Below are 21818 nucleotides of genomic sequence, written 5' to 3'. Positions count from 1 at the left end.
TTTTATATAATATGAAAGTCAACGGCTATAACTACTTAAAATATAGCCGTTTCTTTTTTGGGAATAGAAAGGAAATGAAATTATGGAAAAATCAATAAAAAGTGAATGAATTGGAATGTTTATCTTTAATGAAACTTTACATACATATGAACAAAACGAAGGAAAAGTACATTGGGAATTGGACGTTAGAAATGAGCATGTACAAGTACATGAAATGATGAAAAGGGCAGAAAAACTTTATGTATGTTTAGAGGAATTTGATAAAAAAGCTAAGCTTGCTATAGTGGAAGAATTAATAGAGTATAAAAATGATTTTTGGCCTGAATATGATGAGAATGATGAACATTTAGATTGGGATGCTGTAGATGCAGGAGAATATGATATGACGAAAGAAACATTTGAGCAATCTATTACTCTTATGGACATTGTAATTAGGGAAAATGATATATATTGCGAGTATAATGATGGAGATTTGTTTGGAGGACATAGAATCCATGCTTCTTTTGACAATGAGTACAATTTATTAGCAGCAGAGATTTAGTTTTGAGAGATGAAAGTGAAAAGGATTGATTACTATAATCAATCCTTTTTGTCATTATTATAAGGTAACGGTGAAATAAATAGGTAGAGAGTTGCATAGTTTTAATACGGTCCCCACTCAATATTCACGCCAACAATAAGAAAAATAAGTCCAATAATAAACCAGATGAATGCAAGAGGAGCCATAAATCGAATCCATTTTCCGTAAGAAATACCGCTCGCCGCGAGTACTCCCATTAAAACACCGGAAGTTGGATTGAGGCAGTTCACTACACCTTCTCCGAGCATAACAGCTTGTACTGTAACTTGGCGTGTAATGTGCATAAAATCAGCTAATGGAGCTAATATCGGAATGAAAATCACAGATTCACCTGTCCCGGATGAAATGAGGAAATGTAATGCGGCACTACTTACATACATACCGATAACGCCAAATACAGGGCTTTGTCCTTCGAGAGACTGTGCGAGTTGGTTAACGATTGTATCAAGTAATTTCCCTTGTTCCAAAATGACTGAAATACAACGAGCCATTCCAACGATTAGAGCACCATATATGAGATTTTGGCAGCCTGCTAGAAAAGTAGAAGCGATATCGTTTGCTTTCATTCCACCTATTATTCCGGCTGTAATTGCTATGAAAATAAAAGTAGCAGTCATTTCTGCGTCTGTCCAATGTAGACGAAAAGCACCGATTAAAAATGCAATTAATGATAAAGCTGAAACGAGTAAAATTAATTTATGACGTATTGTCCAAGGAACTTCTGTTTTCTGCGCCTCTTTTCCACTTGAAAGAGCATTACTTGGAAACCAGTTGTCGCCGAGAATGCTTCCTTTATTCGATTTCTTTAAGCGTTTTATATACCAACTAATATATAAAATGGTAGCGAGTAAAAAAGATATATAGATTGCTGTGCGTAAACCAATTCCTGAAAACATTGGGAGTTCCGCGATTTTTTGTGAAATGCCTAAAGGTGAAGGAGATAATATAGTAGCATTAAAACCAGCATAAGTGCCTAAATAAACAATTGCTACGCCGACGATAGCGTCCCATTTTAATGTGCGTGCAACGATGATGCCGATGGGGATAAAGCCGATAACCGAGTTAACGATAATACCAGTCGTTCCGAGAATAGAAAAGAGTGCGGCGACAATGCATATAAAAAGTAATTGCTGGTTACGAAACTTGTTAATAACATGATAGATTAAACCGTCAAGAGCACCGGTTTTTTCAAGAATCGCAATGGCACCGCCTGTAAATAAAATTAAGAAGATGATCGGAGCAGCAAGTGTCATTCCTTTTTCAATAGCAGTAAAAAAAGAAACAAATCCTACCGGTGATTGCGGAACAGAATGGTAACTTCCTGGTATTGTCGTTGTAACAGTACCGTTTGTAACTCTTTTAAATTCTCCAGCAGGGACGAAATATGTAGCTATGGCACAAAGTAAGGCAATAAAAAATAGTAGTACGTACGCGTCAGGCATTTTAAACTTTCGTTTACTAGGCTGTTTTTTTGCCTCGGTCTGTAATTGCATAAAACTCCTCCTTTTTTCACTTGGTTAATTTTTAATATTCTGAAATTTATCTGTGAAATAGATTATAATAAAGGTGGCTTCTTAAGGCAATAGTTTTTCTGTCCTTTTCCCACACATACAAATTATTGCAACATTAGACAGGGAAACGGAAATAATCCAAGAATATGTTAAATAGAAAATAAAAGGAAAAGAGGGAAAAAGATGTGGAAAACTACGGATCTATGTGATGAGTTTGAAAGGGAATTACAAATATGTCGCCAATCTTTTCGATCTTTTGGGAAGAAAGAACAATTCCACGGGAAAATTGCAACGGTAAAAGTGAAGGATGATAATGTACTAGTGAAGGAGGGATTACAAACATTACCAGAAGGAACGGTATTAGTTGTTGAAGGTGGAGCCTCTACGAATTGTGCGTTACTTGGTGATAATTTAGCAGCTATTGCGGAGGAAAGAAAGCTAGCAGGAATTATTGTATATGGATACGTTCGTGATTCTAGTGAACTAAAGAATATAAATATAGGTATTTTAGCGTTAGGGACAATGCCGAATAGAAGTGTAAAAGAAGGGAAAGGAGAACGAAATATTTCATTGCAATTTGGGCAAGTTGAATGGAAGCCGAATGAATATGTGTATGTGGATGAAGATGGCGTCATTATTAGTGAAAAGAGTTTGCATCGTTAAAGGTTAGTAAGTTACTATTCTTAGAAAATAAATCCGATAAAGCATGGACAAAATTCTTTGTCAATAGTAAAATAATACAGAAATTTAAAATTAACAGAATGTATAGGTTTATCGTTTTACGATAACTTAAATGGAAGTAAGTTGTGCCTAGAAAAGTGAATGTTATCACAATGATACGTTCATGAACAAAATTATTTTTCCTATACAAATATAGCCGCGAATGATGCGGGTAGGAGGTGTTGCACAGTTTGTTCGACACTTACAAAAAAAGAGTGTCAATTGCACGCCCTTGAAGGGCCTTTTTTTGTGTGAATAGTAGTAAGGGAGGAAATTTTGGGATGGCAATATTAAAAAAATGGCTGCTTACGTCGTTAATGGCAGTTACACTTGTATTTGTTTCTTTTGCGAATACAGTACATATTACGTTTGCTGAAGGAAATACAGCAAAACTTGCAATTATTGGTGAATCACAAAAGGGCATTATGTTATGTCCGAAAGAAGAGCAAATTAAAGATGGGGAAACAGCTTTAAGCTTGCTACAAAAAGTCATGGGGGACAAAGTAGAAGCTGAAACGATGTCGTTTGGAACGTATGTAAAAGGCATTGATGGGCTAATGGCCGGGGCTACAAGTGGCTGGCTGTATGATGTAAATGATCAATCTGCAGAAGTTGGAGCGGATAGTTATAAATTAAAATCTGGAGATGTTGTTGTTTTCCGCTTTGTTTCAGACTGGAACAATATGAGTCAAGAAACATTACAACAAACATTAGATAAATTTGGTACTTGTAAAACTGTAGAAGAACCAAAAACAGATGATCCAAAACAAGAAAAACCAGAAGAACCAAAGACGGATGATCCAAAGCAAGAGAAACCAGAAGAACCAAAGACGGATGATCCAAAACAAGAAAAGCCAGAAGAACCAAAAACGGATGATCCAAAACAAGAAAAGCCAGAAGAACCGAAGACGGATGATCCAAAACAAGAAAAACCAGAACAACCAAAGCAAGAGAACATTCAAATTCCAGCAGCACAAGTAAATGACGCGATCTCTAAGACGTCTGAAAAGATGTTACAAGATGGAATTGAAAGTGATTGGGTAGCGCTAGGTCTTTCTCGTTCTGGAAAGAATATACCAATCGAGGCGAAATTAAATTATGTTAAGGCTGTAACTGAAAAGGTAGAAAAGCGCGTTAATCGTTTTTCAGCGACAGATTTAGCTAGAACGATTATTATGATGAATGCAATGAATGCAGACCCAAAAATGGTAGGCGAACATAATTTAGTTCAAAAATTGTACGAATCAGATAAAGTGAATTCTGTTACAGGTTATACATTTGCTTTACTTGCATTTGATACGAAAAAATATGAAATTCCAGTAGATTCAAAATGGAATCGAGTTGCTTTAGTAGATGCACTTTTAAACGCGCAGCATACGGATGGCGGCTGGACTTATGATAGTGCAAGCAGTAAAGACAGCGCGAGTAGCGTTGATGTAACAGGTATGGTTTTATCAGCATTAGCTCCTTATCAAGACCGTGAAGATGTGAAACCAGCTGTGCAAAAGGCTGTCGCATACTTATATAATGAACAACTAGAAAATGGCGGTTTCTCTGCTGATGGACAAGAGAATTCTAATAGTGTTGCGCAAGCAATTATTGGATTATCCCTTGTGAAAGATGTAGATCAAAACCGTCTTCATAAGGCAGTGCAAAATCTATTGTCATATCAACTTCCAAATGGTGAATTTAAATGGTTACCAGGCGATCAAACCGGTAGCGGAATGGCAACAGAGCAAGCATTATTAGCTTTACTTCAGTTTAAAGACCTTGGAAAATCGATTTATGACTGGTCAACTGAATCTGTTACTGAAATTAATCCAAAACCAAATGTAGATTCAGAAAATGTTGTAGTGGAAAAAGAAGTTATTGAACAGCCACAAGAACAAAAACAAGTACAACAAGAAACGAAAGATGACACTTTAAAAGTTGTTGTGGATAACGAACCGGTTAAACATAAAAAATCCGGAAACGGTAGCACATTACCGAAAACAGGAGCATCTTCTCATAGTGCAGCGGCAGAAGTAGGTATGGGTGTATTATGTATTGCTTCTGCATATGTATTATGGAGACGTAAAGCAGCTTAACAAAAATTAGGAGCAATCATTTGCTCCTAATTTTTAATATGAAAGGTGAGAGGCAACATGAGTAAGATGAAATGGTTTATTTCTTTACTGCTTTCACTTGGGCTACTTGCCGGATGTGAAGAGGCAGCGGTAAAGCCTGAGAAGAAAGTAGAACCGAAGCAAGAAGAAGTAGCAAAACAAGAAGAGAAAAAAGATGAAGCGAAGCCGGAAGAAAAACAAGCTGAACAAGAGCAAAATAAGCAAGACGAACAGAAAGAGAAACAAGAACAAAAAGTAGAAGAGAAGCCGAAAGAAGAAAAGCCGCAGGCACAGCCGGAAGTAAAGAAGGAAGAAAAACCTCAGGAACAGCCTGCTGTTAATAAACAACCAGAACAACAAAAAGCACAAGAAGAGAAACAACAAGAGCAACAACCGAAAGCACCAGAAGTAAAAGAAGAAGCGAAGGTTGTAAATCAACCGAAAGAAACACCGAAGCAGGAGCAGAAGATTGATCCGAATAAAGAGGAGAAAACGATACCGACTCCGCAAGTACCAACTCCTGAACCACCAAAACCAGATCCAGTACCAGTACCTAAAGCAAAACAAGTTACGATCTCAGTAAAAGGTAATGAAGGATATTTATTAGGTGCAAAAAAGGTGGATGTACAAGAAGGCGATACAGTTTATAAAGTATTGCAGCGTACAGGATTAGATGTGGATGCAATGGGCTCTAAAGATGGAGTTTATGTAAAAGGTATTAATGATTTATATGAAAAAGATATTACCGCTACTAGTGGATGGAAATATCGTGTGAACGGTGCGTTTCCAAACCATAGTGCAGGTGTAGTTACAGTAAAACCAGGCGATACAATCGAGTGGGTGTTTGTATTAAAATAAGAAAGGCATTCGGTAAAGGACTATGAAAATAAGTTTTTCTTCTTTACATCCTTTTGTGAATTTTTTCTATTATATCGGGGTGATGATACTATGTATGATGTGTCTTCATCCTCTTTTTTTAATTGGAGCAATACTATTAATTGTTATTTTAAATGTGATGCAAGGGAATAGCGAAAAGGTAAGAAAGATGTTACCGAGCACAATCGTTTTCTTTTTTATGGTCATTTTATTTAATTCGCTATTAACACATAGAGGCCGAACTACGTTATTTTGGTTAGGTGATAGCCGTATTAAACTTGAGGCAATTATGTTTGGAGTAGTAATGGGGTTATTACTAGTTGCGATTATGTTTACGTTTGCTTCGTATAATGATATTATTTCAAGTCATAAATTTTTATATTTGTTTTCTAGAATTTCACCGAAAGTAGCATTGTTAACGATGATTACAGTGAGATTTGTTCCTTTGTTTATGAGAAGATTACAGAAAATAACACTCGTCCAAAAGACGAAAGGTGTACAGGTAGATGCAGGTTCCATTGTGGAACGTGTGAAAAATGGTATGCAACTATTGCAAGTATTATTAATTTGTTCATTAGAAGATGCACTGCAAACGGCAGATTCTATGCAAGCTCGTGGATTTGGTGTAACGAAGCGTACGACATATATTCGGTATAGAATGGAAAGACGCGATTGGTACACGCTCAGTTATTTAAGTATTTTATTTATAATTGCTATTATATGTAGCAATTATGGCGGAGGAAAGTTAATCATTTATCCGAAAGTCGAATCTGTTTTATTTCAGCAATACGATGGGATGATGTTTGTTGTATTTACGATGTTTATTAGTTTACCAATCATAATGGAAGGAAGGGAATGGGTATGGTGGCGCATGCAGAAATAAACAATTTATCATTTGTATATGCTGATGAAAACGAAGAAGCGTTACAGCATATTTCTCTTTCTGTTCAAAAAGGAGAGTTTATTGCACTTGCTGGAGGATCAGGATCTGGAAAGACGACTTTATTAAAACATTTTAAAAAGGAATTACTTCCAATCGGTAAGCGTACTGGGGATACATATTATAATGGTACTTTATTAGAAAATGTACCGGATTTGTTATCTGCTCAAGAAATTGGTATGGTATTTCAAAATCCAGAAAATCAACTCGTAATGGATACAGTAATTCAAGAATTAGCGTTTTCTTTAGAAAATATTGGATTACCATCACATATTATTCAAAAAAGAATAGCAGAGCTCATTAGTTTCTTAGGATTTCAAGATTTATTGCATCAATCTGTTCATACGTTATCTGGCGGACAGAAGCAACTTGTTAATTTAGCTGCCGTATTAGTAATGCAACCGAAATTGTTATTATTAGATGAACCGACAGCGCAGTTAGATCCAATTGCCGCAAAAGAGTTTTTAGGATTGTTAAAGCGTATTAATGAAGAACTTGGAATTACGATCGTTTTAAGTGAACATCGTTTAGATGAAGTAATACCACTTGCAACGCGCGTTATTTGTATGAGTAACGGCCAAATCGTGTATGACGGTAGTCCGAAAACGGTTGTAGCAAATATGTGGGAAGTAGAAAAGTTCCGGCCATTTATTCCGCAAATTCCAAGATTGTTTTTAGAGTGGAATACGAAAGATATTCCGTTTACAGTGCGAGAAGCGCAAATGAAAATGAATGATTTTTCAGCGATGTCATATGTAAGTGAGCCAATAGCACAAAGTGAAAAGCAAGAAGTCATTTTAAGTGCCGAGCATATTTCATTCCAATATGAAAAAAATAGTCCGCTCATTTTACGAGATTTAACAGTATCGATTGAAAAAGGAAAATGGGTAGCTCTCGTTGGAAAGAATGGGACAGGGAAGTCTACACTGTTAACGCTTTTAGCTGGATTGCAAAAAGCGAGAAGAGGGAAAGTAAAGTGGAATGGGAAAGTGATACATAAAGTTGATTCGAAAGAACGATTTAAAAGTATTGGGTATGTATCACAGCATCCGTATTATCATTTTACATTTGATACAGTGTGGGACGAAGTGTATGAACGAGCGCGTGAATTATATGGAGAACAAGGAAACGAAATAGCAGAACATCAGCTTAAAAAGTTTTGGCTATATGCACTTAAAGAACGCCATCCACATGATTGTAGCGGGGGAGAGCAACAACTACTTGCATTATGTACAACGTTATTATCAAAGCCGACTTTATTATTACTGGATGAACCGACAAAGGGACTCGATCCATGGAAGAAAGAGAGAGTAGGAGAGTTATTTAGGAAACTGCAAAAAGAAGGTACAACAATTGTAATGGCAACGCATGATATTGAGTTTGCAGCGAAATACGTGGATCAATGTATGATGTTATTTGATGGAGCAGTCATTATGAATGATGCACCGAAAGAATTTTTTAGTGGCAACTTCTTTTATACAACATCTATCAATCGATTCATTCGAAAAGAATTGCCATATGCATTAACGTGGGAGGATGTGTACGAAGCGTGTCCAAACGATATGTTGCATTCATAATATGTATTTTTGCAGTAATAATAGGCACATTACTCTTTACTACACTTATCATGGATGGGTATTACATGTTAAGTAGTTTGTTTTTATTAGTCGTTATTATGTTACCTTTCTATATCCGCTTTGAAAGAAAGGCGTTTGTTTCACGTGAAATTGTTCTCGTTGCCGTGTTAGCAGCAATTGCAGCAGTGAGCCGCGTACCATTTTCTATTTTACCGAGTGTACAACCGACTTCTTTTGTTATTATCGTTTCTGCAATCGTGTTCGGAAGTGAAACTGGATTTATGATCGGGGCAACAGCGGCGATTGTGTCTAATATCTTTTTAGGACAAGGTCCGTGGACGCCGTGGCAAATGTTTTCATGGGGTATGATTGGTTTTATAGCTGGATTATTACGTAATACGTTCTTAATGAAAAAGCTATGGGGAAGACTACTATACGGATTGTTTGTTGGATTTTTATTTGGCTGGATCATGAATTTCTGGGGACTTCTCGGTTTTATACGAGAGGCAACGTGGGAAACAGTCATTTCGTATTATATCGCAAGTTTTTATTTCGATTTGAGCCATGCAATTTCGAATGTTGTTTTCTTACTATTATTTAGTACGTCTTGGATTACGATTCTTACAAGATTTAAAAAGAAATATGGCATATTGGATAAGCATAACATGGTATAGAAAAGCATACTCATATAAGGTAGGGTCGCGACTTACATATTCGTTTGCCTCTTTCATGCTTCTTACATATTGTAAGGAGCATTTTTTATTGTCAAAAAATAGTCCAATATATATCCGTTACTATATAAAATTATTTGTATAATAGTAGGTGAGAATTATTTTCAAAAGGGAGGTGTATAGTTAATGAAGTTAGTTATTCCGAAGCAACATGGTGCATGGGCGATGCTTGTTATACCATTTCTATTAAGTGTCATACTTGGGAAACCTACTATGTATCATATTCCATTGTTTTTAGCTTGGTTCTTTATCTATTTAGCTACGTATCCATTTCTTATGTACATAAAACAAAAACGGAAAAAAGAGTATTTACATGCTTCAATTGTATATTTTATTATTGCGTTCATATTTGGGATGATTTCTCTATTATATGAATGGCGCATTCTTTTATTCGTAATAGTCATGATTCCATTCTTTATAGTAAATATGTATTACGCTCGTCAAAAAAATGAAAGAGCATTATTAAATGACGTTAGTGCAATTATTGTTTTCTGTATAGGTGGTTTAGTTAGTTATTATTTTTCAATGAAACTGATAGATAAAACAGCATTATTTATTGCGCTTATTTCATTTTTATATTTTTTAGGAAGTACGTTTTATGTGAAAACGATGATACGTGAGAAAAATAATCCGAAGTATCGTTATATATCTTGGGGTTATCATATCATGTTAACGGTCATCGTATTTGCTATTAATCCGTGGTGCTCTCTTATTTTTATACCAAGTGTCATTCGAGCCATTATATTGTATGGCAAAAAAATTTCTATTATAAAAGTAGGGATTTTAGAAATTGTGAATTCTGTATATTTTTTAATCATAACGGCAATAATTATGAAGTATGCCATTTGAAAAAACTTCCCACCTTATGATGGGAAGTTTTTTCAATCTTGTTCTAAAATATGAACGGTGTAATCGCAGCGTTGAATAGCTTGTTCGATCGCATAAAGGGATTGCTCAATACGAGCGCGATTAAAATCTTTTTCAACAGTCTGTAATGCTTCTTCTAAACATTGTTTTGCTTCTTGTAATGATTGAAAAGAGTCTTGGACATATCCGCGGGCATTTTCGTGCATTTCATAATCCTCCTTGCATACTCATATATGTATAGTATGAACAGTAAAGAAGAAAATATAATTTGTTATATTTGTTTGACAATTGAAATGAAATTACGTATAGTAAGAATTAAGTGAATATTTTCTTATCCAGAGAGGTGGAGGGACTGGCCCGATGAAACCCAGCAACCGCGATGCAGGTGCTAATTCCAGCAGAACATATTTGTTCTGGGAGATAAGACGAAGATATATACGTAACTTCTTCTTATCGGAGAGGTTTTTTTATTGCAAAAAAACCGATTACGAAAATTTATATTAAGAAGAAAGGGGTTGCGCGTTACTGTGACACTCGAAAAATACGTAAAACTGCGTAGTACAGTTTATGAATATATGATAGAGCAAGATAAGCCGATATCATTGTTAGATATTCAAGAACATATCGTTTCGCATCATGAAGGAAAATTCACGAAAAAGATGTTACATCAATTTTATTTATCAAGACTATTAGATGAACTGAAACTGGATGGGAAAATTACATTAGCTGATGAATATCTCTATACTGAAAAAGGGGTATTTTATAAGGCGAGAAAAGGGAGCTAAGCTCTCTTTTTTTGAAGTATGTAGAGTAAAAGACTGCTTAAGCAGCCTGATACAGGGAATGGTGTTGAGTGTGTAGTGTCAAAGATTGAATGTGCCTGAAAGAGGCACTTCATATCGGCTGCAAATGAAAAGAGACACCTTCGCCGAATAGGTGTCAGTCGTTTTGTCATATAGACTTGCTATTTGACAGTTATTAGAATAACATGCAGTGGCTCTAGAAGTCAAAAGGGAATTAAAGGAAGAGGTGTTGTTATGTACGCTTATTTAATAAAAGAACTATATAGGCATATTCCGAAATATATTATTGATAGAGGATATGAATATTATGAAGATGGACATGTAGAAGATGTAGAAATACATAATAATAAAGTATTTGCATTTGTAACTGGAAATGCAGGGGATTATGAAGTGGTCATCGATCTCGAAGATTTTTCAGAAAGTAATTGTGAATGTCCATATGAAAATTATTGTAAGCATATGGCGGCAGTTGTTTATGATATGCAAGATGCTGGTGAGAGTAAGGTGAAAGAGAAACTGAAAGATTTAGAAAAGGAAGAGTTACTCACAGTATTAAATCGTTTATTGCAAAGTTCAAAAAACGTGCAAATTGTAGAGAAGATGTTAAAGAAGGGGAAACTTTAACTTATAGAGGGAGTTGTTTTGTAGTGAATGTACTCATTGTATACGCTCATCCTAGTTCTTCAAGTTTTAACGCGGCGATTTTAGAGTATGTGCAAAAAGGACTAAAGGAAACAAATCATTCAGTTACCGTACTTGATTTATATAAGGAGCAATTTGATCCAGTCCTTGTATTTAATGAAGAGAAGAAAAGACGTGATTTAGTAAATGAAGAAGAAACAGCTCGGTATAGGACATTAGTAGAAGAAGCGGATATGCTTCTATTCATCTATCCGATATGGTGGTGGGGGATGCCAGCTATTTTAAAAGGATTTATTGATCGTATTTTCGTTGCTGGATTTGCTTATAAATATGAAGGTGCTCTGCCTAAAGGGTTATTGAAAGGGAAGAAGGCGTGGGTGATTAATACGCTAGATTCACCGTTATGGTACGTCGCACTATTATATCGATCAGCAGATTGGATTATAATGAAGAGAGGTGTTTTACGTTTTTGCGGCATTCGCGATATAAAACGGTCAGTATTTCAATCTGTAAAAACGAGTAAACGAGAGAAGCGGGAAAAGTGGTTATTACAAATAGAAGAAAAGGCTCGTACATTATGAATGAAATGGAACGTATTATAAACTGTTGTGGGTATGATAACGAACTTTTTCGAACGTATATTACATGTTTACTTCAATTGAAGAAATGTAGCGAAACATTTCAGCAAATTCAAATACAATTAAGAAATGACTACTTGATAAGAGGAATTTGTGAAAGAGAAGTGGATGAAGTAGTAAGGGGAAGTAAAGAATATGATACATATTTTCTTCCTAAAGTATTACAGTGGGATTTCCTTAAGAACAATCCACATTTAATTGAAAAAGTATGTGAAGATTTTTTTGCATTTGAGGCATTACATCTTACGGAGATAGAGTGGAAGACCATAATAAATTGCGTGGGAAATAAATGATTTATTATGTAAAAAAGCTAGTATAAAACTAGCTTTTCGTTTAAATAAATAAGAAACATAGACTAATGATAAAACCTGCATATAGTAAGTTCACAACGCAAAATCCCATAATATCACGAGCACCTAAACCAGCTATCGCTAATGCTGGTAATGCCCAGAAAGGTTGAATTAAATTTGTCCAAGCATCGCCCCACGCAATGGCCATTGCTGTTTTTGCAGCAGGTACACCAAGTTCAGCGCCAGCTGGAATCATAATGGGTGCTTGCACAGCCCATTGACCGCCACCAGATGGAACGAAAATATTAACGATGCCAGCACTTAAAAAAGTAAAGAGCGGGAAAGTCGTTTCGTTTGAAATGCTAATAAAGAAATTCGAAATAGCTCCTCCAAGTGAAAGGCCTTCACTATTTGCTCCAATCATCATCCCCATAATTCCTGCGTAAAACGGAAATTGAAGTAGAATGCCAGAAGCGCTTTTCGTAGAGTCTGAAAAAGCGCGAATATATTGAATCGGAGTACGGTGGAAAACGAGTCCAGCAATTAATAACATAAAAATAACGATGTCTAGCGTAAGGTTAAAGCCTTTCGTATAAAAGTAGTTGAAAATATAAATGAGACCTAACAATCCAACGCAAAGTGTAATAATGATACTATTTTCCATTTTCTCAGCGAACGTATTTTTCCCTACCTCTTGAGCGGCAGCTTCTTCATGAAACACGCTAGGGTCTACTGTAATCGTATGTTTTTCATCTGGATGCATCGCCTTATTAATGAGAGGCATCGTAACTAAAAAGATAATAACTGGAACGAGGGCGTATGGTGAGAATAACGTTTCAGTGATTGGAATCGCTTCTTTAATACTTCCAGCTGTCGTTTTCATTAACGTTTCTCCGCCTGTTGCTAACGTAAGAGGGATAGAAGCAGAAAGCCCCGCATGCCAAATGAGAAATCCAGAGTAAGAAGAAGCAATTGCCAGTCTATAATCTAATCCTTCCAGCTGTCTTGCTACTTCTTTTGCATATAAAACAGATACAACAATACCAAATCCCCAGTTTATGTACGCCCCTAGTAAACTTACGATTGAAATGGCAATAATACCTTGTCCATTCGTTTTCGGTAGTCTTGCCGCTTTCGTTAATCCTTTTTTAATAAGAGGGGCGTTTGCTAAAGCAGATCCTGTCACGAGTACAAGTGCCATTTGCATAGAAAAGGCGAGAAGTCCCCAAATGCCATTACCCCAGTGATTAATCATTTCCACAGGTGTTTGATGCGTTGCAAACATACCAAAGAAGATAACGAAAACAGTTAATAAACATGATAAAATAAACGGTTCTGGCAAGAAGCGTTGCACTAAGGCGACGCAACCATTAGTAAAAGAACGAAACAAAATAGATCAACCTCCTTATGTATATGTATTACAATTATTCGAGGTTGTTTCGTTCATAACCTCTTAAAAGTAGAAAATTCTGATATTTTTAGAAGGATTGAAATATGTTCAAGAAGAGTGGTAGCATCATCACCCTGACAGAAAAAGTTGCTTTTTCCCTAATATGAAATATTGCATATAAAAATGAATTGATGCAAATGTAAAAGCTTATTATAATGAAAGCATAAATATACAACACATCTTAATACAGCAAAGAGGAGGAAGGAATATGGAAATCGCAATGGCAGTTTTAAAATTTTTAGGTGGAGTAATTCCTTTAGTTCAAGAACTTTTAAAAGCGTTTATGTAAGTTTATTCGTTAGCTATCATATATCCATCATTATTATATCTTACTAAAAAAAGAACGGGGTGATTTTTCTGAACATTAAGAAAAATACCAAGAAAAGAAAGTTCCTTACATGTGTATTAGTTAGTCTATGCACTCTTAATTATTCATCTATTTCTTTCGCAGAAACACAAATCGGTCATGCAACTAATATAACTAAAAATGCTAGTAGCATTGATACTGGTATAGGGAATCTTACATATAATAATCAAGAGGTTTTAGCTGTAAATGGTGATAAAATAGAGAGTTTTGTTCCGAAAGAAAGTATCAATTCAAATGGTAAATTTGTAGTAGTGGAACGTGAGAAAAAATCACTTACAACGTCACCAGTCGATATTTCGATTATTGATTCTGTAGCGAATCGTACGTATCCAGGAGCTGTACAACTTGCCAATAAAGCTTTTGCAGACAATCAACCGAGTTTATTAGTGGCTAAGAGAAAGCCTTTGAATATTAGTATAGACTTACCTGGTATGAGAAAAGAAAATACAATCACTGTCCAAAATCCGACATATGGTAATGTGGCTGGAGCAGTAGATGATTTAGTATCTACTTGGAATGAAAAGTATTCCGCAACACATACGTTACCTGCAAGAATGCAGTATACAGAATCTATGGTTTATAGTAAATCACAAATCGCAAGTGCTCTTAATGTTAATGCTAAATATCTTGATAACAGTCTAAATATTGACTTTAATGCAGTTGCAAATGGAGAAAAGAAAGTGATGGTGGCGGCATATAAACAAATATTTTATACTGTAAGTGCTGAACTACCTAATAATCCATCTGATCTCTTTGATAATAGTGTTACTTTTGATGAGCTAACTCGTAAAGGAGTAAGTAATTCGGCTCCACCTGTTATGGTTTCAAATGTAGCTTATGGTAGAACGGTTTATGTAAAATTAGAAACAACATCTAAGAGTAAAGATGTACAAGCTGCTTTTAAAGCTTTACTGAAGAATAACAGCGTCGAAACGAGTGGACAGTACAAAGATATTTTTGAAGAAAGTACCTTTACTGCTGTCGTATTAGGTGGAGATGCGAAAGAGCATAACAAGGTTGTTACAAAAGATTTCAATGAAATCCGAAATATCATTAAAGATAATGCTGAATTAAGTTTTAAAAATCCAGCATATCCAATTTCATATACAAGCACGTTCTTAAAAGATAATGCAACTGCTGCTGTTCATAACAATACAGATTATATCGAGACGACAACTACAGAATATTCAAGTGCAAAAATGACACTTGATCATTACGGTGCTTACGTTGCGCAATTTGATGTATCTTGGGATGAATTCACATTTGATCAAAATGGGAAAGAAGTACTAACACATAAAACATGGGAAGGTAGTGGCAAAGACAAAACAGCCCATTACTCTACAGTAATCCCTCTTCCACCAAATTCAAAAAATATAAAAATCGTAGCAAGAGAATGTACAGGTCTTGCATGGGAATGGTGGAGAACCATTATTAATGAACAAAATGTTCCATTAACAAATGAAATAAAGGTTTCAATTGGAGGAACAACATTATATCCAACGGCTAGTATTAGTCATTAGGTTGGAGCAAAGCGCCCTGTTTATAGGGCGCTTTTTTAATTAGGTGAAAGGTAGATCGGCGTTTCTCCCCATCAAGCTAAAAAAGAATATTTACCAACATAGCCTTATACAATTGCATTTAACTTTAGTTAAACTTTCATGTATGAGTGTTATTTTATACATTCACTTGATTGTTAAATATGCAGGTATGATTCTCAACGCTCTTATGTTTACCTGTTTTGAGCTAAAAATAAGAAAATTTGAAATGTTAGTTGTATACATTGTGTTAAATATTGTAAAATGGAATGGTACCAAAAAAACTAAATTGGTACCAAAGGTTTAGGGGGCGGATTATGAAACAAAGAATAGTAACAGAAACCATTCATCAAATTCAAACGAAGGGGTTTACATTTACAATTAGTGATTTAGCAAAACAATTAGCTGTCAGTAAGAGGACAATCTATGAGCACTTTTCTTCAAAAGATGAAATAGTAGATGAAGTTATTCGTAATGTAATAGAAAGTATTCAAGAAAAGGAAAAAAATATCGCTGAAGATGATACGTTACAAATAGTTGAAAAAATAAGACTCATCTTAATTTGCATTCCACAACAATTTACATTCATGGATGCACGTTTATTAGTAGAACTAAAAAAACATCATTATTACCAATGGTTAAAATTAGATGAGTTTTTACGTGAAGGCTGGTCTACTGTAATTGGTTTAATAGAAGAGGGAATGAGAGAAGGTAGCATAAGAAAAATTCAAATTCCGTTTTTTATTGAAGTGTATTTAGGGGCACTGAATCGCATATATGATCCTATGTTTATTGAAAAGAGTGATTATACATTGGGAAGTATGCTTGAATCGATTATGGACATGTTACTATATGGCATTTCTAATTCGAAATAGAAGGTGGGAGAGTAGTGCAGTGGATTTATTTATGTTTAGCAATTTTATTTGAGGTAGCAGGTACAACTGCGATGAAACTATCTGATGGATTAACGAAACTTGTACCAAGCATTCTTATTTTTGTATTTTATGTAGTAAGTTTTGTATTTCTGTCATTTGCATTAAAAGGGATGGAAATGTCCGTAGCATATGCGGTGTGGTCAGGTATGGGAATTGTAACGATTACAACAATTGGTTTTATTTATTTTGGAGAAAGTATCAATATAATTAAGATACTAGCAATTCTTTTTATTTTAGTTGGAGTCGTAATATTAAATTTTAATAGTACGGCACATGAAGCGAAGAAAAAAGAAATGGTGGAGGAACGTATACATTGAATCGATTAAAGTATTTTTTCTTTATTACTGATGTTGGGTTTGTTATATATTGGCTCATAACAATTTTTCATATGATTCCGCAAGAATATTTGTTTAAAGATTATGAAGATCCTATTTTAGTAGCATGGAATTGGTCTTTCCTGCCTCTAGATTTGTTAATCTCGTTAACGGGATTTTTAAGTTTGTATTTGCATTCTAAACAAAAACATACTTGGAGCCACTTTGCATTTCTATCATTAATTTTAACTTTTTGCTCAGGGTTACAAGCTCTAGCATTTTGGACAATTCGTTTAGATTTTGATATGTCTTGGTGGATCCCTAATTTATATTTGTTAGTTTACCCATGCTTCTTTTTTAAAAGTTTTTGGAGAGAGTGTGGATCGTATGAGATTAACACGAGAAAAGAATTCATGTAATATAGATAGCAACTTTAAGCACATTCGAATTCTAGATTTTAAAACATTTCAGTTTCTAGATCCGTTTTTTTCGCCAGCCATACAGCAAAAGTCAAAATGAAGATAGCCGATGATTCCTACGGTAAGGAATCATCGGCTTGTATTATGTATGTTGAGTGAGTTCACGTTTCTGGAATAATTGTAATAGCGACAGTCCGAACCGGAGCCTCTATTTCATCTTTATTTTGGCTATTGTAGTATTTAATCATTAATTCGTTAAGTTCGCTTTGAAATTTTCCAAAGCGTTCTTCATCTAGCTTTAATTCCACTACAGAAAAAGTAGCAGTATCTTCTTGACTGTTTTGTTCCTCTAATTTCTTAAGGTAACTTTGATATTGTGTCATAAGTGATAACTGATAATAGGAAATGTAGTTTAATTTTTCATCATCAGATAAGCCTTTCCATTCACTTCCTTCAATTTTTGCATCTTCTTCATTGATTGCATAATATTTTTCAGAAACAGATTTTACCTTTTTTTCTTTAATTACATGGACGATACCAGAATCAACCATAGTTTGTAGCTGTCTATATAGTGTAGCTTGTGGTACATTTTTAATGATTTTTACCATTTCTAATGGTGTTAGCCCATTTTCCTTATTTCTCATTAACACTTGGCAAATTTTCATTCTTACTGGATGCATTAAAATTTCAACTTTATTACTCATTCGCTCACCTTATTTATCATATATTTTTATTCTCATTATAAATAATGAGAATAATGTTTGCAATTCATTCGTTTATGATTTATCATTATCAATAATGAGAATGAATTTAGGGAGGAATGAGAATAATGCAACTACATTATGGATTGAATGATCTTAAAGACATTGATATTATGACTTTTCTACCTATTATATTGCCAGTTATTGCAGTGGGGGCACTTTTAGTTTTTATTGCATTCATTGATTTATACCGACATAGAAAAACAAGAAAAAATGTACTTGTATGGACGTTCATTATTCTTTTCGTTAATGTATTGGGACCTATTTTCTACTTCGTTATAGGGAGAAAGGACAGTGAGAAATTATGAAACTAGAGATTAAAAATGTAACAAAATCATTTAAAGGAAAAACTGCTGTCAATAATTTCTCGATGGAACTGCAAGTGGGGGAATGCGTCGGATTAGTTGGACCAAACGGAGCAGGAAAATCTACATTAATAAAAGTAATTTCGGATATTACTAATCCAACTGCTGGTGAAGTTTTATTGAATGGGATAAAAATATCAAAAATGAAAAGTGAAATTGGTTATCTACCTCAATATCCTAATTTTTTTCATTGGATGACAGCGAGAGAAACGCTTATGTTTATGGGCCAACTTTCGGGATTGAATAAAGTAGAGTTGTCAAAGTCAATTCCAGAAATTTTAGAGAAAGTTGGACTAAAAGAGGAAGAAAACGAAAAGGTTAGTACATTTTCTGGTGGAATGAAACAACGATTTGGTATTGCACAAGCATTATTGCATAAACCTTCGCTTATTGTCATGGATGAACCGGTATCCGCATTAGATCCAATCGGCCGGCGAGAAGTATTGAATCTGATTGAAGAAATAAAAAAAGATACAACCATTTTATTATCAACCCACATCTTAAGCGATGCAGAAGAAATCTGTGAACGATTTGTCATTATAAAAGATGGAACAAAAATAGAAGATACAATGATTACGGAGCTTTTACACCGTAATAGTGAAAATAAATTAATGATTGAAATAACAGCTAAAGATCAAAAGTGGATTGAAGTTGTAAAAAAATTACCGTATGTGAAGGACGTAGAAGTGGTTGGGCTTAAAATCAAAGTAAAGGTTGAAAGTATTGAAATAAATAAAAATATGTTACTGCAAAATGCAATCGAACATAAGGTGGACATTGTTAAATTTGAAATGAGCAACGATACTTTAGAAGAAATTTTTTTGAAATTGGTGGTGCAAAAATGAACAACTCAATTGTATTGATAAAAAAAGAATATGTTCAAATGTTACGTGATTTTAAGATCATTTGGCTACCAATTGTTTTTATATTTTTAGGCGCGACACAACCGATAGTAACTCATTATTTACCATCCATTCTAGAAGCATTAGGTGGAGGGCAGGGAATTATCATTGATCCAAATATGGCAACACAAAAAGGAGGCGAAGTATTAGCAAGTACTTTGGGATCCCAGTTTGATCAGCTCGGACTTATGATTCTAGTGATATCTATGATGGGTACTATTCAAACAGATAAAGCCAATGGTATGTTGGCTTTTATTTTAACAAGACCCGTTACTGTTACTTCATATGTAGGTGGGAAAATAGTGGCCAACTATTTAATGGTAGCTTGTAGTGTAACAATTGGATACGTTACTTCTTATCTATATGTAAATTTTCTTTTTACTGCCGTTCCATTTGCGCACCTAATTACTGGATTACTATTGTATCTAATTTGGACTCTTTTTATCGTATCTTTCACAACAATGATAAGTACTATTTTTCACAGTCAAGGTATGATTGCATTAATTTCAATTGTTTTCCTTTTAGCCTGTAGAGTAATCGTCGGTTTGAATCCAATAATGGATTTGCTTAATCCAGCAAGTATGAGTAAGGATGCAATGGAAACGTTAGTTACGGGGGGCGTACATTCAAACGCAATAATTACAGGAGTACTAACTATAGTTTGGATCTTATTGACACTCTTCGTAACGTATTATTGGATTGCTAATAAAAAATTTAATGATGAATAACCGTGATGAGGGTAATGGTTTTAAGTAAAACACCCCAACAAGAAAAAGCTTCCACTACTGTGGAAGCTTCTCTAACTGAAAGTGTTGGAAGTACTACGAGAACAGTAGTGCCATATGAATAAGGGACAATAAAAAAATTCTGGATGCAAGAGGATTTTTTTATTGGGAATAGTAAGGAGGAGGGGAGGTGTATTACATATGGGAAAAGGTAGAAGTAATAATGCTGGTAAAAAGCAACCAAATTTCGATGATTCATCTAATTTCGCTAAACAAAGTCAACCGACAGAAAAGAAGAAGAAATAAAAAAAGGAGCTCTCTTTATGAAGAGAGCTCCTTTTTTAGATATATTTATGTTTCAACACAACAGATTGTGTGTTCAATTAAATAGTCATACATGTAAGGTTTAAACTCCTGCTTCCACTACTGTGGAAGCTTCTCTAAATGATGTGCAATATCAATATACATATTAGAGTAAACGGAGTGGATTTCATTACTTGGCGTAGCGTTAGAAGAGAAGTGGACAATTACCATATTCGCTTTCGGATCGATGTAAAGTGTTTGTCCGTAACTACCTAACACTTCAAAAGCACCTTGTTCATTGTGCGGAATCCACCATTGATTATGATAAGAAATGGAAGCTCCAGGGCCAACTGCAAGTTCACCTTCTTGAACATTTTTTATATCTTCAGTAATAGAAGAAGGGAGAATTTGTTTTCCGTTATATTCCCCGTTATTTAATAATAATTGTCCGAATCTCGCCATATCCCTAGCAGTTGCATTTAAACCAGCGCTTGCTTGTTCAACTTTTGTTTCATCTGTTACGTAATACGCGTTTTCTTCCATACCAATTTGAGACCATATGCGCTCACTAACGTTTTCAGCTAATGATTTACCTGTGATCGTTCGAATAATCCAAGCGAGTGTTTCTGTTGATCCGTTATTGTAAGAAAAGACAGAACCAGGCGGTGCAGTTTCTTCTGCTTCTTGTAACATATCATAAATTTTCATGGGACCATCGTAATTTTTACCTCGAGGTAAAATATTGCTTGCCAAGTATAGTTGTGCATCTTGATTTTCTAACGCTGGGTGTTCATAGCCGTGAGTGGGGTATTCCACAGAAACTTGCATGTCCATTAATTGCTGCAGTGTTGCTTTTCCGAACGGTGTATTTTTTAATTCTTTTATATATGTGTCAGCTGTTTTTTCTAAATCAATACGGTTTTCTTCAGCGAGAGATTGTATTATTGCTCCGGTAAATACCTTTGCTAATGACGCCATACCATGCGGTTCGCTCTCGTTATATCCATTGAAATATCGTTCATAAACAAGTTGTCCATTGTGTACAACGACAAACGCATCTGTTTTGTTATCATCTAAAAGTTTTTTTAGAGGAGTTGTATTTCCAAATCTACGCTCTACAGCAAAATCGTCTAAGTTTTGCAATGCGGTAGAGAAGTGAAAAACGTGATCCGGGTTATTTTTCACCTCGTTAATTAAAGTGAATTCTTTCATATGTGTATACGACCAACGTAAGTACGGATCATCTAACCAATTTTTTTTCGTCACATTATTTTTCGACGGAATTGTTTTATTATGTTTGAAGTATGTAAAACCGAGCCCTGTAATTACAAATATGAATGTGATTATGAGTAAGAGTAGGGGAGATTTTTTAAGTTTCATATCGGTCCCTCCTTTTTATTTCTACTATTAGTATACGCGTCTATTGAAAGAAATACAAAATAAGGAAAGTAAACGGGGAAGT

The 21818-nt window shown here is 34.8% G+C and carries 24 protein-coding genes and 1 riboswitch; of the genes, 19 read left to right on the top strand and 5 right to left on the bottom strand.

What is annotated here, in order from left to right:
* The first annotated feature begins 115 nt into the window (after positions 1 to 115).
* Positions 116 to 541 carry a DUF2262 domain-containing protein gene (locus BAQ46_RS27775; protein ID WP_071743272.1) on the top strand — a complete coding sequence of 142 codons (426 nt, stop codon included), beginning with the start codon at positions 116 to 118 and terminating at the stop codon, positions 539 to 541.
* A gap of 101 nt (positions 542 to 642) precedes the next feature.
* Here the strand turns inward: BAQ46_RS27775 and BAQ46_RS27770 are convergent, their stop codons facing one another.
* Complete coding sequence (locus BAQ46_RS27770; RefSeq protein ID WP_071743270.1) at positions 643 to 2073, bottom strand: YfcC family protein; 1431 nt, start codon at positions 2071 to 2073, stop codon at positions 643 to 645.
* Between the two features lie 201 nt (positions 2074 to 2274).
* Here BAQ46_RS27770 and rraA point away from each other — a divergent pair, with 201 nt between their 5' ends.
* The 7 genes from rraA (at position 2275) to BAQ46_RS27735 (ending at position 9889) form a co-directional block, all read left to right on the top strand.
* Positions 2275 to 2754: a ribonuclease E activity regulator RraA gene (gene rraA / locus BAQ46_RS27765; protein WP_071743268.1), complete on the top strand. Its 480-nt coding sequence runs from the start codon at positions 2275 to 2277 to the stop codon at positions 2752 to 2754.
* Between the two features lie 338 nt (positions 2755 to 3092).
* Positions 3093 to 4898 carry a DUF4430 domain-containing protein gene (locus BAQ46_RS27760; RefSeq protein ID WP_071743266.1) on the top strand — a complete coding sequence of 602 codons (1806 nt, stop codon included), beginning with the start codon at positions 3093 to 3095 and terminating at the stop codon, positions 4896 to 4898.
* 57 nt (positions 4899 to 4955) lie between these two features.
* A complete protein-coding gene (locus BAQ46_RS27755; RefSeq protein WP_071743265.1) occupies positions 4956 to 5774 on the top strand; it encodes a DUF4430 domain-containing protein in 819 nt (272 codons plus the stop codon).
* A gap of 22 nt (positions 5775 to 5796) precedes the next feature.
* Positions 5797 to 6675 (top strand): energy-coupling factor transporter transmembrane component T, encoded by an 879-nt coding sequence (locus BAQ46_RS27750; RefSeq protein ID WP_061130527.1) that lies wholly within the window; start codon positions 5797 to 5799, stop codon positions 6673 to 6675.
* The gene (locus tag BAQ46_RS27745; RefSeq protein WP_071743263.1) at positions 6648 to 8309 is read left to right on the top strand and encodes an ABC transporter ATP-binding protein; all 1662 of its coding nucleotides are present in this window, start codon (positions 6648 to 6650) and stop codon (positions 8307 to 8309) included. Before BAQ46_RS27750 ends, BAQ46_RS27745 begins: the two co-directional genes overlap by 28 nt.
* The gene (locus BAQ46_RS27740; RefSeq protein ID WP_002170204.1) at positions 8282 to 8983 is read left to right on the top strand and encodes an ECF transporter S component; all 702 of its coding nucleotides are present in this window, start codon (positions 8282 to 8284) and stop codon (positions 8981 to 8983) included. Before BAQ46_RS27745 ends, BAQ46_RS27740 begins: the two co-directional genes overlap by 28 nt.
* Before the next feature lie 183 nt (positions 8984 to 9166).
* The gene (locus BAQ46_RS27735) at positions 9167 to 9889 is read left to right on the top strand and encodes a YwiC-like family protein (RefSeq protein WP_071743261.1); all 723 of its coding nucleotides are present in this window, start codon (positions 9167 to 9169) and stop codon (positions 9887 to 9889) included.
* Between the two features lie 32 nt (positions 9890 to 9921).
* Here the strand turns inward: BAQ46_RS27735 and BAQ46_RS27730 are convergent, their stop codons facing one another.
* Positions 9922 to 10113, bottom strand: coding sequence for a hypothetical protein (locus BAQ46_RS27730; protein ID WP_071743259.1), 192 nt, complete (start codon positions 10111 to 10113; stop codon positions 9922 to 9924).
* A gap of 122 nt (positions 10114 to 10235) precedes the next feature.
* Positions 10236 to 10334, top strand: a riboswitch (SAM riboswitch).
* 100 nt (positions 10335 to 10434) lie between these two features.
* Between BAQ46_RS27730 and BAQ46_RS27725 the strand changes: the two genes are divergently transcribed.
* From BAQ46_RS27725 to BAQ46_RS27710, 4 genes are all read left to right on the top strand, one after another.
* Positions 10435 to 10692 (top strand): hypothetical protein, encoded by a 258-nt coding sequence (locus BAQ46_RS27725; protein WP_000171478.1) that lies wholly within the window; start codon positions 10435 to 10437, stop codon positions 10690 to 10692.
* A gap of 252 nt (positions 10693 to 10944) precedes the next feature.
* Positions 10945 to 11334, top strand: coding sequence for an SWIM zinc finger family protein (locus BAQ46_RS27720; RefSeq protein WP_048556804.1), 390 nt, complete (start codon positions 10945 to 10947; stop codon positions 11332 to 11334).
* 23 nt (positions 11335 to 11357) lie between these two features.
* The gene (locus BAQ46_RS27715; RefSeq protein ID WP_061130530.1) at positions 11358 to 11933 is read left to right on the top strand and encodes an NAD(P)H-dependent oxidoreductase; all 576 of its coding nucleotides are present in this window, start codon (positions 11358 to 11360) and stop codon (positions 11931 to 11933) included.
* Positions 11930 to 12283 carry a group-specific protein gene (locus BAQ46_RS27710; RefSeq protein WP_071743257.1) on the top strand — a complete coding sequence of 118 codons (354 nt, stop codon included), beginning with the start codon at positions 11930 to 11932 and terminating at the stop codon, positions 12281 to 12283. The genes BAQ46_RS27715 and BAQ46_RS27710 overlap by 4 nt, the downstream gene beginning before the upstream one ends.
* A 40-nt stretch (positions 12284 to 12323) precedes the next feature.
* Here the strand turns inward: BAQ46_RS27710 and BAQ46_RS27705 are convergent, their stop codons facing one another.
* Positions 12324 to 13670: a short-chain fatty acid transporter gene (locus BAQ46_RS27705; RefSeq protein ID WP_046198436.1), complete on the bottom strand. Its 1347-nt coding sequence runs from the start codon at positions 13668 to 13670 to the stop codon at positions 12324 to 12326.
* A 408-nt stretch (positions 13671 to 14078) separates the two neighbouring features.
* Between BAQ46_RS27705 and alo the strand changes: the two genes are divergently transcribed.
* From alo to BAQ46_RS27675, 4 genes are all read left to right on the top strand, one after another.
* Positions 14079 to 15617 carry an anthrolysin O/cereolysin O family cholesterol-dependent cytolysin Alo gene (gene alo / locus BAQ46_RS27695; protein ID WP_000576714.1) on the top strand — a complete coding sequence of 513 codons (1539 nt, stop codon included), beginning with the start codon at positions 14079 to 14081 and terminating at the stop codon, positions 15615 to 15617.
* Positions 15618 to 15949: 332 nt separating this feature from the next.
* Positions 15950 to 16507, top strand: a complete 558-nt coding sequence (locus BAQ46_RS27685; RefSeq protein ID WP_000813654.1) for a TetR/AcrR family transcriptional regulator — start codon at positions 15950 to 15952, stop codon at positions 16505 to 16507.
* 14 nt (positions 16508 to 16521) lie between these two features.
* Complete coding sequence (locus BAQ46_RS27680; protein ID WP_001198611.1) at positions 16522 to 16884, top strand: DMT family transporter; 363 nt, start codon at positions 16522 to 16524, stop codon at positions 16882 to 16884.
* Positions 16881 to 17300: a YvaD family protein gene (locus BAQ46_RS27675; protein WP_001080897.1), complete on the top strand. Its 420-nt coding sequence runs from the start codon at positions 16881 to 16883 to the stop codon at positions 17298 to 17300. The genes BAQ46_RS27680 and BAQ46_RS27675 overlap by 4 nt, the downstream gene beginning before the upstream one ends.
* Before the next feature lie 161 nt (positions 17301 to 17461).
* On the opposite strand, the gene BAQ46_RS27670 is transcribed toward BAQ46_RS27675, so the two are convergent.
* Positions 17462 to 18004, bottom strand: coding sequence for a transcriptional regulator (locus BAQ46_RS27670; protein WP_071743256.1), 543 nt, complete (start codon positions 18002 to 18004; stop codon positions 17462 to 17464).
* 125 nt (positions 18005 to 18129) lie between these two features.
* Between BAQ46_RS27670 and BAQ46_RS27665 the strand changes: the two genes are divergently transcribed.
* From BAQ46_RS27665 to BAQ46_RS27655, 3 genes are read left to right on the top strand one after another with little or no spacing between them, the layout of a single operon-like run.
* Positions 18130 to 18369 carry a PLD nuclease N-terminal domain-containing protein gene (locus tag BAQ46_RS27665; protein WP_001175969.1) on the top strand — a complete coding sequence of 80 codons (240 nt, stop codon included), beginning with the start codon at positions 18130 to 18132 and terminating at the stop codon, positions 18367 to 18369.
* Entirely contained in the window at positions 18366 to 19271 is a 906-nt protein-coding gene (locus BAQ46_RS27660; protein ID WP_071743255.1) for an ABC transporter ATP-binding protein, read from the top strand. Before BAQ46_RS27665 ends, BAQ46_RS27660 begins: the two co-directional genes overlap by 4 nt.
* The gene (locus BAQ46_RS27655) at positions 19268 to 20056 is read left to right on the top strand and encodes an ABC transporter permease (RefSeq protein ID WP_071743253.1); all 789 of its coding nucleotides are present in this window, start codon (positions 19268 to 19270) and stop codon (positions 20054 to 20056) included. Before BAQ46_RS27660 ends, BAQ46_RS27655 begins: the two co-directional genes overlap by 4 nt.
* Before the next feature lie 420 nt (positions 20057 to 20476).
* On the opposite strand, the gene BAQ46_RS27650 is transcribed toward BAQ46_RS27655, so the two are convergent.
* A complete protein-coding gene (locus BAQ46_RS27650; RefSeq protein ID WP_071743251.1) occupies positions 20477 to 21736 on the bottom strand; it encodes a serine hydrolase domain-containing protein in 1260 nt (419 codons plus the stop codon).
* Positions 21737 to 21818 lie beyond the last annotated feature (82 nt).

The organism is Bacillus paranthracis, assembly GCF_001883995.1.
In the GTDB taxonomy this organism is placed as follows: domain Bacteria; phylum Bacillota; class Bacilli; order Bacillales; family Bacillaceae_G; genus Bacillus_A; species Bacillus_A paranthracis.
Note: the sequence above shows the minus strand (reverse complement) of the source record. Positions and strands in the feature narration are given on the sequence as shown.

Bases quoted from the DNA above. Each gene is read 5' to 3' on its own strand.
- BAQ46_RS27760 (WP_071743266.1), top strand. From the start codon at position 3,093: ATGGCAATATTAAAAAAATGGCTGCTTACGTCGTTAATGGCAGTTACA.
- BAQ46_RS27710 (WP_071743257.1), top strand. From the start codon at position 11,930: ATGAATGAAATGGAACGTATTATAAACTGTTGTGGGTATGATAACGAA.
- BAQ46_RS27670 (WP_071743256.1), bottom strand. From the start codon at position 18,004: ATGAGTAATAAAGTTGAAATTTTAATGCATCCAGTAAGAATGAAAATT.
- BAQ46_RS27655 (WP_071743253.1), top strand. From the start codon at position 19,268: ATGAACAACTCAATTGTATTGATAAAAAAAGAATATGTTCAAATGTTA.
- BAQ46_RS27775 (WP_071743272.1), top strand. From the start codon at position 116: ATGTTTATCTTTAATGAAACTTTACATACATATGAACAAAACGAAGGA.
- BAQ46_RS27650 (WP_071743251.1), bottom strand. From the start codon at position 21,736: ATGAAACTTAAAAAATCTCCCCTACTCTTACTCATAATCACATTCATA.
- BAQ46_RS27730 (WP_071743259.1), bottom strand. From the start codon at position 10,113: ATGCACGAAAATGCCCGCGGATATGTCCAAGACTCTTTTCAATCATTA.
- rraA (WP_071743268.1), top strand. From the start codon at position 2,275: ATGTGGAAAACTACGGATCTATGTGATGAGTTTGAAAGGGAATTACAA.
- BAQ46_RS27735 (WP_071743261.1), top strand. From the start codon at position 9,167: ATGAAGTTAGTTATTCCGAAGCAACATGGTGCATGGGCGATGCTTGTT.
- BAQ46_RS27685 (WP_000813654.1), top strand. From the start codon at position 15,950: ATGAAACAAAGAATAGTAACAGAAACCATTCATCAAATTCAAACGAAG.
- BAQ46_RS27755 (WP_071743265.1), top strand. From the start codon at position 4,956: ATGAGTAAGATGAAATGGTTTATTTCTTTACTGCTTTCACTTGGGCTA.
- BAQ46_RS27660 (WP_071743255.1), top strand. From the start codon at position 18,366: ATGAAACTAGAGATTAAAAATGTAACAAAATCATTTAAAGGAAAAACT.
- BAQ46_RS27750 (WP_061130527.1), top strand. From the start codon at position 5,797: ATGAAAATAAGTTTTTCTTCTTTACATCCTTTTGTGAATTTTTTCTAT.
- BAQ46_RS27720 (WP_048556804.1), top strand. From the start codon at position 10,945: ATGTACGCTTATTTAATAAAAGAACTATATAGGCATATTCCGAAATAT.
- BAQ46_RS27770 (WP_071743270.1), bottom strand. From the start codon at position 2,073: ATGCAATTACAGACCGAGGCAAAAAAACAGCCTAGTAAACGAAAGTTT.
- BAQ46_RS27665 (WP_001175969.1), top strand. From the start codon at position 18,130: ATGCAACTACATTATGGATTGAATGATCTTAAAGACATTGATATTATG.
- BAQ46_RS27745 (WP_071743263.1), top strand. From the start codon at position 6,648: ATGGGTATGGTGGCGCATGCAGAAATAAACAATTTATCATTTGTATAT.